9 protein-coding genes, 1 tRNA gene, 1 pseudogene and 1 CRISPR repeat array (1 of these 12 running past the window's edge) are annotated in these 11763 nt (G+C 71.0%); of the genes and pseudogenes, 8 read left to right on the forward strand and 3 right to left on the reverse strand.

The features are described from left to right. The first annotated feature begins 54 nt into the window (after positions 1-54). The 5 genes and pseudogenes from cas5c (at position 55) to cas2 (ending at position 4786) form a co-directional block, all read left to right on the forward strand. On the forward strand, positions 55-729 hold the full coding sequence (cas5c, locus tag F1D61_RS06185; protein ID WP_203156950.1) for a type I-C CRISPR-associated protein Cas5c: 675 nt from the start codon (positions 55-57) through the stop codon (positions 727-729). Beyond that, positions 726-2552 (forward strand): annotated as a pseudogene (gene cas8c, locus F1D61_RS33955) (type I-C CRISPR-associated protein Cas8c/Csd1). Before cas5c ends, cas8c begins: the two are co-directional and overlap by 4 nt. Then, positions 2542-3465 (forward strand): type I-C CRISPR-associated protein Cas7/Csd2, encoded by a 924-nt coding sequence (gene cas7c / locus F1D61_RS06200; protein ID WP_203156952.1) that lies wholly within the window; start codon positions 2542-2544, stop codon positions 3463-3465. The pseudogene cas8c and the gene cas7c overlap by 11 nt, the downstream one beginning before the upstream one ends. 175 nt (positions 3466-3640) lie before the next feature. After that, complete coding sequence (gene cas1c, locus F1D61_RS06210) at positions 3641-4486, forward strand: type I-C CRISPR-associated endonuclease Cas1c (protein ID WP_246775746.1); 846 nt, start codon at positions 3641-3643, stop codon at positions 4484-4486. A gap of 9 nt (positions 4487-4495) precedes the next feature. Continuing rightward, on the forward strand, positions 4496-4786 hold the full coding sequence (cas2, locus tag F1D61_RS06215; RefSeq protein ID WP_203156953.1) for a CRISPR-associated endonuclease Cas2: 291 nt from the start codon (positions 4496-4498) through the stop codon (positions 4784-4786). Between the two features lie 184 nt (positions 4787-4970). Next, positions 4971-5784: a CRISPR direct-repeat array (repeat unit 31 nt; unit sequence GTCGCCCTCTCACGGGGGCGCGGATCGAAAC). Between the two features lie 245 nt (positions 5785-6029). On the opposite strand, the gene F1D61_RS06220 is transcribed toward cas2, so the two are convergent. Continuing rightward, positions 6030-8303, reverse strand: coding sequence for a CRISPR-associated endonuclease Cas3'' (locus F1D61_RS06220; protein ID WP_203156954.1), 2274 nt, complete (start codon positions 8301-8303; stop codon positions 6030-6032). Between the two features lie 267 nt (positions 8304-8570). On the opposite strand from F1D61_RS06220, the gene F1D61_RS06225 reads away from it, so the two are divergent. Further along, a tRNA-Arg gene (locus F1D61_RS06225) sits at positions 8571-8647 on the forward strand. A 425-nt stretch (positions 8648-9072) separates the two neighbouring features. On the opposite strand, the gene F1D61_RS33960 is transcribed toward F1D61_RS06225, so the two are convergent. Continuing rightward, the gene (locus F1D61_RS33960) at positions 9073-9267 is read right to left on the reverse strand and encodes a hypothetical protein (protein ID WP_246775747.1); all 195 of its coding nucleotides are present in this window, start codon (positions 9265-9267) and stop codon (positions 9073-9075) included. On the opposite strand from F1D61_RS33960, the gene F1D61_RS35280 reads away from it, so the two are divergent. Both F1D61_RS35280 and F1D61_RS06235 read left to right on the forward strand, forming a co-directional pair. Then, positions 9223-9837 (forward strand): transposase family protein, encoded by a 615-nt coding sequence (locus F1D61_RS35280; RefSeq protein ID WP_432443292.1) that lies wholly within the window; start codon positions 9223-9225, stop codon positions 9835-9837. The genes F1D61_RS33960 and F1D61_RS35280 overlap by 45 nt on opposite strands. A gap of 97 nt (positions 9838-9934) precedes the next feature. Further along, positions 9935-11554, forward strand: a complete 1620-nt coding sequence (locus F1D61_RS06235; protein ID WP_203156956.1) for an acyl-CoA synthetase — start codon at positions 9935-9937, stop codon at positions 11552-11554. 63 nt (positions 11555-11617) lie between these two features. On the opposite strand, the gene F1D61_RS06240 is transcribed toward F1D61_RS06235, so the two are convergent. Further along, positions 11618-11763 carry the 3' end of an FAD-dependent monooxygenase gene (locus F1D61_RS06240; protein ID WP_246775748.1) on the reverse strand. It continues 841 nt past the right edge of the window, so the window shows 146 of its 987 coding nt (coding positions 842-987); the start codon falls outside the window, past its right edge; it ends in the stop codon at positions 11618-11620.

Genomic DNA, 11763 nt, shown 5'->3' on the forward strand with positions numbered 1-11763 from the left:
CGGCGGCCGGACATGACAATCCGGCCGCGTCGTTAAGTTCATCGGAGCCAGTGCGTGGGATACGGCATCAAGCTTCACGTCTGGGGCGATCGCGCCTGCTTCACGCGACCGGAAATGAAGGTGGAACGCGTCTCCTACGACGTCATGACGCCGTCCGCCGCCCGCGGCATCCTCGACGCCATTCTCTGGAAGCCGCAGATGCGCTGGATCGTCGACCGCATCCACGTGCTCAAGCCGATCCGCTTCCAGTCGCTGCGGCGGAACGAAGTCGAGGACAAGATGTCGTCGGCCCTCGCCGAGCGCGCCATGCAGGCGGGTTCGACGACGGGGCTCGGCCTCGTCGTCGAGGAGAAGCGCCAGCAACGGGCCGCGACACTGCTCACGAACGTCGGCTACGTCATCGAGGCGCATTTCGCGCTCACCGACAAGGCCGGCCGCGACGACACGCCGGCCAAGTACCTGAGCATGTTCAATCGCCGCGCGGCGGCGGGTCAGTGCTTCCACCGGCCGTGCCTCGGCACGCGGGAATTTCCGGCCGATTTCGCCTTGATCGTCGATGACGCCGCGTTGCCGGCGAGCACGCTGCCCGCCGAGCAGCGCGACCGCGACCTCGGCTGGATGCTCCACGACATCGTCGGGCCGGAGCGGGTGTCGCAGTTCTTCCGCGCCCGCCTCGCCGGCGGGGTGCTGGACGTGCAGGCCTGCCTCGGCGAAGGAACGGTGACGTGACCGTCCTGCAGGCCCTCGACCGCTACTACGACCGCATGGCGGCGCGGGGCGAGGCCGAGGCGCCGGGCTTCTCGCGCGAGAAGATCGGCTTCTGCCTCGTGCTGACGCCGGACGGCGCCGTCACCGAGGTCATGGACCTGCGCGGGACCGTGGGCCGCAAGCGCCAGCCTCGGCTCCTCGACGTTCCGGCTGCGGTGAAGCGCACCGCCGGCATCCTGTCGAACCGGCTCTGGGACAAGACCGCCTACGTCCTCGGCCGCACCGCCGGCGCGGGGCGCCGGACGGCCGAGGAGCACGCGGCCTTCAAGGCGCTGCACCGGGCGCTGCTGGCAGGAGCCGAGGATCCGGGGCTCCTGGCCCTCGCCCGCTTCCTCGAATCCTGGGATCCGGCCGCCTTCGATGCCGCGCCGTTCGAGCCCGACATGCTCGACGCCAACCTGGTCTTCCGGCTCGCCGGCGAGCACGGCTTCATTCACGAGCGGCCCGCGGCCCGGCGCCTCGTGACGGACGCCGGGCCCGCGGAGGCGACCGGCTCGGTCTGCCTCGTCACCGGCCGGTCCGCGGCCGCTTTGCGGCTCCATCCGACCATCAAGGGCGTGGAGGGTGCGCAATCCTCCGGCGCCGCGCTCGTCTCCTTCAACAAGGACGCCTTCACGTCCTACGGCAAGGTGCAGGGCGACAACGCGCCGGTCTCGGCGGAGGCGGGCTTCCGCTACGGCGCGGCCCTCAACCGGATGCTCGACCGCACCAGCCGCAACCGCCTGCGCCGCCCGTTGGGCGACGCCACGGTGGTGTTCTGGGCCGACACCTCGGACACGGTCGGCGAGGATGCCGCCGCGGCCGCGGAGGACATCTTCGCGTCCTGGTTCGATCCCGCCCCGGGCCCGGCCCCCGACCAGGACGCCGCCGAGGCCGCGCTGATCCGCGACGCCCTGGAGACCCTGGCGGCCGGCCGCCCGGTCGAGGCGGTGGCGCCCGCAATCGCCCCCGGCACCCGCTTCCACATCCTCGGGCTCGCCCCCAACGCCGCGCGCCTGTCGGTGCGGTTCTGGCTGGAGGATTCCTTCGAGGTTTTTGCCCGGCGCCTGGCGCAGCACCATGCCGACCTCGCGCTTGAGCCCCACCCCCGCGCCTGGGGCAGGCCGCCCGCCATCGGGCGCCTGCTCGTCTAGACGACGGCGCTCCAGGAGAAGTTCGAGAACATCCCGCCCCTGCTCGCCGGCGAGGTCGCCCGGGCGGTGCTCGACGGCACCCGTTACCCGCGCAGCTGGCTCGCCGCCGCCCTGGTGCGGCTGCGGGCGGGGGACGATCCCGCGACCGGCTGGCACGCCGCCGCCATCCGCGCCTGCCTGACGCGCGACCTGCGCCTCAACGGAGACCGAGGAGACATTCCGGTGAGCCTCGACAAGGACGATCCCAGCCCCGCCTACCAGCTCGGGCGCCTGTTCGCGGCGCTCGAGGCCGCGCAGCGCCTCGCCCTCGGCCGGGGGATCAACGCGACCATCCGCGACCGCTATTTCGGCGCCGCCTCGGCGACGCCGGCTACCGTCTTCCCGGTGCTCCTGCGGGGTGCGCAGAACCACGTCGGGCGCCTGCGCAAGGACGGCAAGGATTACTGGATCGAGCGCGAGATCGGCGAGATCGTCGAGCGGCTCCCCTCCGCGCTGCCCCGCACGCTCCGCCTCGAGGCGCAGGGGCGTTTCGCCATCGGCTACTACCACCAGCGCCAGGCGCAGTTCGCCGGACGGCCGGCCCTCGCCGCGTCCGTCGAGGCGGAGAACACCCAGGACAGCCAGAGCGAGGACCGCCAGGATGACGTCTGAGGCCGCCGGCGTGACCCGCCGCCACGAGTTCGTGCTGTTCTTCGACGTGCAGAACGGCAACCCCAACGGGGACCCGGACGCCGGCAACCTGCCGCGGCTCGATCCCGAGACCAACCAGGGCCTCGTCTCGGACGTCGCCCTCAAGCGCAAGATCCGCAACTACGTCGCGCTCGCCCGCCCCGACGCGCCGGGCCACGAGATCTACATGCGCGACGGCGCGACCCTGAACACCGAGCACCGGCGGGCCTGGACCGCCGTGATGCCGGAGGCCAAGCCCGAGGACCAGGGGAAACTGCCGAAGGAGGCCAAGGCGCGGGCGCTGACGCGCTGGATGTGCGCCAATTTCTGGGACATCCGGGCTTTCGGGGCGGTGATGACCACCGGCGTCAATGCCGGCCAGGTGCGCGGGCCGGTGCAGCTCGCCTTCGCCCGCTCGGTCGAGCCGGTCCTGCCGCTCGAGATCGCCATCACGCGGCTGGCCGCCACCACGGAAAAAGACGCCGAGGCCAAGGGCGGGCGCACCATGGGCCGCAAGCACATCGTGCCCTACGGCCTCTACCGCGCCCACGGCTTCGTCTCGGCGCCGCTCGCCTCGCACCCGGTGAAGGGCACCGGCTTCTCGGACGACGACCTCGCGCTGCTGTTCGAGGCGCTCGGGCAGATGTTCGACCACGACCGCTCGGCCGCCCGCGGCGAGATGGCGACCCGCAAGCTCGTGATCTTCCGCCACGCCACGGCGCTCGGCAACGCGCCCGCCCACGCGCTGTTCGACCGGGTGCGGACCCTGCGGGTGCACAAGGGCGAGGCGCACGAGATCGGCGCCGACGCCACCGACAACTGGCCTCCGGCCCGCAGCTTCTCGGATTACCGCATCACGGTGGACCGGGAGGGGCTGCCGGAGGGGTCGAGGTGATCGAGCGTTAAGCGCGGCGGCGATGCCGTCGCCCCTGCCCCCGGGGACGCCGAGGACGGGCTGATCCCGCTCTCGGCGCTCCAGCACCACCTGTTCTGCCCGCGCCAGAATGCGCTCATCCACGTCGAGCGGCTCTGGGCCGAGGACGCGGCGACGGCGGAGGGGCGCCTCCTGCATGAGCGCGTCGATGCCGGCGAGGGCGAGGGCCGGCCGCTTCCTCGCCCGGGTCGAGGGGCCGCGCAGCGGCAACGTGCTGCTGCGCCGCGCCCAGTATCGCGTCGCCGACGACGCACCGCGCGCCGCCGTCGTCGTGCGCGGCATCGTCACCGCGAACCAGCGGGCCGTCCTGCGGCGAGCCCTGCGCGACCACGGCGAGCGTCTGGACCCGGAGGCCGCCGCGGGCCTGTCGGCGGCGGAAGCCCGCCTGACCGACATCGCGCGGCGTGCCCTCACCGTCGACGCGGTCGACGGCTTGCGCGGCCTCGAGGGCGAGGCGGCCGCGCATTATTTCGGGGTCTTCCGGCACCTGATCCGCGTCGAGGATACCGCCTTCGTGTTCGGCGGGCGTTCCCGCCGGCCGCCCCTCGACCGGATCAACGCCCTCTTGTCGTTTCTCTACGCGCTGCTCGGCCACGATTGCCGGTCGGCACTGGAGGCGCACGGCCTCGACCCGCAGGTCGGATATCTGCACGCCGACCGCCCGGGCCGCGCCAGCCTCGCCCTCGACCTGATGGAGGAACTGCGCCCCGTCCAGGCCGACAGGCTCGCCCTCAGCCTCGTCAACCGGCGGCAGCTCGGCGCGGAGGACTTCACCGTCGAGGAGGCGGGCGGCGTGCGGCTCACCGAGGCAGGCCGCAAGCGCGTCCTCGTCGCCTGGCAGGAGCGCAAGCGCGAGGAGTTGCGCCACCCCTTCCTCGACGAGACGATGCCGCTCGGCCTCGTCTGCCATGCCCAGGCGCAGATGTTGGCCCGGCACCTGCGCGGCGACCTCGACGGCTACCCGGCCTTCGTCTGGAAGTGAGGCGGCACCATGCTGATGCTCGTGGCCTACGACGTGAACACTGAATCCGCAGCCGGACGGCGCCGCCTGCGCCGCGTCGCCCGGGCCTGCCTCGATGACGGCCAGCGGGTGCAGAACTCGGTGTTCGAGTGCGAGGTCGAGCCTGCGCAATGGACGGCTTTGCGCGCTCGCCTCGTCGGCGAGATCGATCCGCAGCACGACTCGCTCCGCTTCTACCGCCTGGGCGCCGACGCGCGCGGGCGGATCGAGCACGTCGGCGCCAAGCCGATCCTCGATCTGGACGGACCGCTGCTCTTCTAGCCGCATGCGCGAACCCCAAGCGGACGGCATTCGCTTCAGGCCTTCGCGCCACGCACAACCTGTTGCGATGATACGCTTTTCGATGCCGTGCCGAATCCCGTCGCATCGCGGAACGACTGCGCCCGCGAACGTTCGCGCACGCGCGTCAACTATCGTTTGTTGCACAAGTGGTTAGAGTGCCGGGGTCGCCCTCTCACGGGGGCGCGGATCGAAACACCTGGCCGTTCGAGACCCGCCCGAGAGGCGCCAGGTCGCCCTCTCACGGGGGCGCGGATCGAAACCAGGACGGGAGCAGCCCCGATCCGCGGCTTGATTGTCGCCCTCTCACGGGGGCGCGGATCGAAACTCGGCCCAGAGGCCGTAGGCACTTTGGAACGGATGGGTCGCCCTCTCACGGGGGCGCGGATCGAAACACGAAAAACGTGACCTCGAACGGCCGGCTCAGGTCGTCGCCCTCTCACGGGGGCGCGGATCGAAACCTGATCGTGCCCGCCCTGCTCTGGCCGCCCGATAGTCGCCCTCTCACGGGGGCGCGGATCGAAACTGTTCCGGCGGCGCCGGCCGGCGCAGGCCTACCTGTCGCCCTCTCACGGGGGCGCGGATCGAAACACGACGGTGGCGCCGATCGTCCAGGGTGAGCTGGTCGCCCTCTCACGGGGGCGCGGATCGAAACCCGGATACGTGCAAGGTACTGGTGGCGGAGGGCTGGTCGCCCTCTCACGGGGGCGCGGATCGAAACTACTGCATCCATCGCCGCGACGGCGAGCACATGTCGCCCTCTCACGGGGGCGCGGATCGAAACACGGCCTACGGCGGCATCCGCGACCGGCTGACGGGGTCGCCCTCTCACGGGGGCGCGGATCGAAACTGATGCCGCTCATCACCTGGACGCCAGCCAATGGTCGCCCTCTCACGGGGGCGCGGATCGAAACATGTCGAGGCCGACGACCGCGGTGCCGTCGCACTGGTCGCCCTCTCACGGGTGCGCGGATCGAAACGGGGGCATGTCGATCAGCTTCTCGCTCCGGCGCAACGGCGACACGTCGCCCTCTCACGGGGGGCGCGGATCGAAACACCGTCCCGCTCGATCATCCGCTCGGTTTCGCCGGTCGCCCTCTCACGGGGGGCGCGGATCGAAACTCGGCCGGGTTGTCGGGCCGCGCCCATGCCAAGCATGTCGCCCTCCCACGAAGGCTTGGATCGGAACACTATCGCCGCCCGCACAGCCGACGCAGGTGCGGCTTCACGCGATGATGTTGTCTTCCGGTGCGCGGTCGGCATCGTCCTCCAGTCTCAGGCCGGTCTGCGGATCGTAGAACGCCAAGTCGTCGAGCCGCAGCAGAGTGCCTTCGAGCGCAGCATGGATGGGCCGCAGGCGGCCGAGAGCCAGCCATCGCGCGCGCAGCTTGGGCGGAATGGGAACGAGGTAGGCCTGGAGGCGGCGCAGATCATCGCCGAGGGGACGGTCCATGGCGGCGATCCGGTCGAGCAGGACGTCCGCCCGGTCGTCGTCGGGACCGGACCGCCACGGAACGATGACCGGCTCCATCGTGTCGTCGATGACGCGAAAGGCTCGGGCGATGCTGGCGAACGGGAAGGCCTGCGTCTTCGCCCGCTCGGCGATGGCGGGCAGGATCGGCCAGATCTCCCCGTCGAGGCGAGGCGCATCGAAGGCGTCCTCACCTTTGCGCCAGTAGAGTTCCGTAAAGTAGGCTCGGATGGCATCGGGCGCGAGCGGGTCGCGTCCCGTTCCGAGGACCGCTTCGGCGGCACGCCGGACCGCGTCGAGCGCACGGGGCGGCGGCGCGTCGGCCGGCTCGAACACGACCACCCGGCCGGGGCCGTCCCGCATGCCCTCGCGATTGCACCGTCCCGCGGCCTGGGCCACGGCGTCGAGGCCGGCCGTGGCGCGCCAGACCTCCGGCAGGTCGATGTCGACGCCCGCCTCGATCAGCGAGGTGCTGACGATCCTCATCGGGCCGCCGTCGCGCAAGGCGGCCCGGGCGCCGTCGAGCACGGCCCGGCGATGGCGCGGGCACAGGAGGGTGCTGAGATGGACGGCGCCCGGCAGGTGCGCGATGCGATCGAACAGGATCTTGGCGTGCCGGCGGCTGTTGACGATGCAGAGCATCTGCGGAACCTCGCCGAAGCGCCGCGCCACCGTCTCGTCGGGGGTCGGACCGGCGAGCCGCTCGACCGCGACCCGTCGCAGCGCACGGGAGAGCCGAGGCGGATCGGGGGCGAGTTCGCGGGTGTCGTCGACCGGCAGCCCCGCCTTGAAGCCGTCGACCTGGCGCAGGGCGGGCTGCGTCGCCGTGCAGAGCACGATGCTGGCGCCGTAATTGCGGCTCAACTCCTCGATCGCGGCCAGGCACGGCCGGATCAACGGCAGGGGCAGCGCCTGCGCCTCGTCGAGCACGATGACGCTCCGGGCGAGGTTGTGCAGCTTGCGGCAGCGCGAGGTGCGGTTCGCGAACAGGCTCTCGAAGAGCTGCACCGCCGTGGTGACGACCACGGGTGCGTCCCAGTTCTCGGCCGCACGGCGCAGACGCGAGACCGGATCGAGGCCGATTCCCCCGTCCAGGGCCCGGTCCGCCGCGTCCTGCCAGTCGAAGGTGGCGTGGTGCTCGAGGATGCCCGCTTCCTCTCCGAGGGCGGAGCGGAACACGGCGGCGGTCTGCTCGATGATCGCGGTGAACGGCGCCACGTGGACGACCCGGCGCAGGCCGTGCCGCGCCGCGTGATCGAGGGCGAAGGTGAGGGAGGCCAGCGTCTTCCCGCCGCCCGTCGGCACCGTGAGGGTGAAGAGGCCCGGTGTCATGGCCGCCCGCTCGCGAACGGCCGCCAGCACCTCGGCCCGCACGGAGTTGACCAGGCCGGGGCGGGCCTGTGCCGACAGCCCGTCCATATGGGCGCGGAGCCGTGCCTGGAGAACGGCGATCGCGGGGTAGCCTCCGCGGGGGACCGGCCGGGCGCCGGCGTAGAAGCGCTCGGTCTCCAGGAAGTCGGCGTCGACCAGGCAGGAAAAGAGCATCCGCGTGAGGAACGCATCGGTGAAGCCCGGCAGTCCGCTCCGGGCGAAGCGCCGCGTCGGTCCCACCCCCCTCATCGGCGGGAGCGCCGCGGCATGGCTCTGCCAGCCCTCGAAGGCGGGGATCCCGGTCTGGCGCGCATCGAGCCGGGCATCGATCTTGTCGCCGTCGTCAAGGCCCGCGTGGTGGCCGGCGACGATGGTGGCGAGCATCCGCCCGACCGCACCGGGATACTCGGCCACCGCCACCCGGGCGCCCGCCGTCGAGTGATCGCAGCTGGAGGCAAGGCCGCGCAGGTAGGACTGGAACGCTTCCGACGCCTTGCCGACGTCGTGCAGCGTGCCGGCCAGTCGCGCCAGCTCACCCCAGCCGAAGACGTCGGCGAAGCGCGCCGCCGTGTCGCCGACCCGGGCGAGATGATCGGCCAGGGGTTCCCACTGCGTGGTCGCCTGGCCCGGCACCGAGTGAGCATAGACCCCGTTCATGCCCGCTGAGCTCCTCACGTCGCAGGGACCGCCGCGACGGCGACGTTAGACCAGCACAGGCGCAGCCGGCGCACCAGCGGCACACGGCGTCGGCCGCGCCGCAAACCATCCGTACCGCCGGCCCCTCCCCTTCCCCGGCGCTCCCGACGCACTTCGACCGTATGACCTTTGCCTGCGGAGCCTCGGCTCGGATCCCTTTGAGCGGACGCGCAGGCCCTTTCCCTGTTGCGCTCCGCCCCGAGCCGGGCTACAGAGGCTTCGCGGTCAGCACCCGTAGCTCAGCTGGATAGAGCGTTGCCCTCCGAAGGCAAAGGTCACACGTTCGAATCGTGTCGGGTGCGCCACTCTTCTTAATGCTTTAATAAGTTTTGTATGCTCCTGTTAAGGACCGGGGATATCGCTGGTCTACAGGGGGAGTTTCGACCCCTGCGCATTGCAGGCGGCTCGTGGCGGTAGGGTGGGCACGTTCTGGTGTTCACTTTCCATCCCACGTTTTCGCCGATGTTCGGACGCAACAGGCCCTTGTCACGTCCCTGTCTCCGGCGACCTCGCGCGTTTCAGTGCCTTGTGTCCCACGCCGCGCCCATCCAAGCTTGGCTGCTGTCCAACGCCCAACATGTTGGGCGCAAAACGCGCGAGAGAGGCAATGGACGGCCGGAGCCATTGTCCCAGTCAGCAGATGTCGGTCTCCCCTGGTTTCGAGCCTGTATGGGAGTCTCTGATGCGGCTCGAAGTAGAACTGGGATTGCCCCGTTTTTGTAGTTCTTGCTCACTTTGCGTGATGGCGGTGGATCGCCTCGGGCCGATGATGGTCTGATCCGCCCTCCCCATCGTGGGAGGCATGAACCTTCTCTTCGCCATCCCCGAATGCCGTGTTGCGCATCTCGTCGAACGACACGACGATCACCTCGTCGTCCCGGTGCGACTGGACGCAGCCACAGGCTGCTGCCCAGAATGCGGGCATGCGAGCCGGTCCGTCCATAGCCGCTACCACCGCCACCCCTCCGATCTGCCGTTGTCAACATCGCAGACCAAGCTCCGCGTCGAGGTGCGGCGGTTCTACTGCCTCAACCCGACCTGCCGACGCCGGACCTTCGCGAAGACGCCTGTGGACCTCCTCGCACCGCGCGCCCGGCGCACGCGGCGGCTCGGCGCGGCACAGGCCCGGCCTCGCCTGCGGCGGTGCGGGCGGCGCGCGTCTTATCGCGCACTTCCATATGCCGGCAAGCCGCGCGACCGTGCTGCGGCTCGTCACCCGCATGCCGATGCCCGACCCGCCGGCTCCCATCCGGGTCGGCATCGACGACTGGGGATCAGGAAGGGCCGCCGCTACGGCACGATCGTCGTCGACCTCGACCGTCGCCGCGTCATCGATCTCCTCCCGGATTGTACGGCACCCACGGTAGCCGGCTGGCTCGACCGCTCGTCCCGCCCGGCAACTGAACCGCTCCGGGTTTTTCGGAGTCTGGTTGGCTTGGGTCAGGCCGCCGAGGGGCGGATTCGGTCTCAGGCAGATCCTAAGCCGTTCGTCTAAGGGCAGGCCGCCTCGACTTGCCGATACAAAAGGCGACGAGCAACGCGGCCCCATGACCAAAGTCGGGGTACGACGGAGCCTTGAGGGAGGAGCCGCCATGGGATCCGACGAAACGCTCGCCGGGCGGGACACGCATGCGGGGCACGAGGCCGCGCGCGCACGGCGCGACACGATCTCCGACGCCCTGCGGCGCACGGCGCGACGCTATCGCGACCGCAACGCCCTGTCCTTCGGCGACCGGCGCTGGAGCTTCGCCGGCCTCGACCGCGCCGTCGACCGGGTCGCCCGCGGCCTGCTGGAGACCGGCCTGATCCGGGGCGACCGGCTCGGGGCGCTGGGGCGCAACTCGGATGCCTACCTGATCCTGTGGCTCGCCTGCGCCCGCGCCGGGCTGATCCACGTCCCGGTCAACTACGCGCTGACCGGGCGCGAGTTGCGCTACATCGTCGAGCAGTCCGGCGCCCGGGCCCTGATCGTCGATCCGGCGCTCGCGGGGACTGCCCGCGAGACCCTGGACGCGGCGAACGGCCCGTGGTTCGGCACCCTGTTCGGCGGCGGCACCGGCTTCGACGTGCTGCGTCTCGCGCAAGGCGACGGCGATCCGGAGCCGGTCGACGTCCGGATCGCCGACGACGATGTGGTGCAGCTTCTCTACACCTCCGGCACCACCGCGGCGCCGAAGGGCGCCATGATGACGAGCCGGTGCCTGCTGGCCGAATACCTCAGCTGCATCATCGCCCTCGATTTCGGCCCCGGCGACCGGGCGCTGGCCGCCCTGCCGCTCTACCACACGGCGCAGATGCACGCCTTCACCATGCCCCAGCTGCTCGCCGGGGCCGAGACGGTGCTGATCGAGGCCCCTGCCCCGGAGACCTGCCTGCGCCTGATCGAGGAGCATCGCCTCACCTCGTTCTTCGCGCCGCCGACGGTCTGGATCAGCCTGCTGCGCTCGCCCGACTTCGCCCGGCGGGACCTCTCCTCCCTGCGCCACGTGTATTACGGCGCCTCGATCATGCCGGTGCCCGTGCTGGAGGAGTTGCGCACCCGCCTGCCCGGCGCAAGGCCCTACAATTGCTACGGCCAGAGCGAGATCGCCCCGCTCGCCACGGTTCTGCGGCCCGAGGAGCACGATGCCCGCCCGGCCTCCTGCGGCCGCCCGGTGTTCAATGTCGAGACCCGGGTGGTCGACGACGCCCTCCAGGACGTGGCCCCGGGCGAGCGCGGCGAGATCGTGCACCGCTCGGCCCAGCTGATGGCCGGGTACTGGGACAAGCCGGAGGAGACCGAAGAGGCGTTTCGCGGCGGCTGGTTCCATTCGGGCGACGTCGGGATCATGGACGAGGCCGGCTACATCACGGTGGTCGACCGAGTGAAGGACGTGATCAAGACCGGCGGTACCATCGTGGCGAGCCGCGAGGTCGAGGAGGTGCTGTTCACCCATCCGAGCGTGTCGGAGGTGGCGGTGATCGCCCTGCCCCATCCGCGCTGGATCGAGGCGGTGACGGCAATCGTCGTGCTGCGGCCGGGGACCAGCGCCGGGGCCGAGGAACTGATCGCCCATTGCCGCACCGGGCTGGCGCCGTTCAAGGTTCCAAAGCGCATCCTGTTCCAGGAGGATCTGCCCCGCAACACCGCCGGCAAGCTGCTCAAGCGGGAATTACGGGCGCAGTACGGGACGCTCGCCTGGCCGGGCGACGAGGCGCAAGGCGCGGCGTGAGTGGACCGGGCCTGCGGACGTCCTCCCGGGGAGACGCAAGGCCGGCCCGTCAGCCGTCTCGGGTCAGGTCGTGACCGCTATCCGGAGCGGCGCATAGGTCGCCCGGTAGCTGCGCGGCCCGATCAGAGGGAGCAGCAGGTTCCGGGCCCAATCCGGCATCGTCGCCGTACGCGACAGGCGATCGGTCATGGCCTGGACATGGGCGACCC

This window comes from Methylobacterium aquaticum, from assembly GCF_016804325.1.
Taxonomy (GTDB): Bacteria; Pseudomonadota; Alphaproteobacteria; order Rhizobiales; family Beijerinckiaceae; genus Methylobacterium; species Methylobacterium aquaticum_C.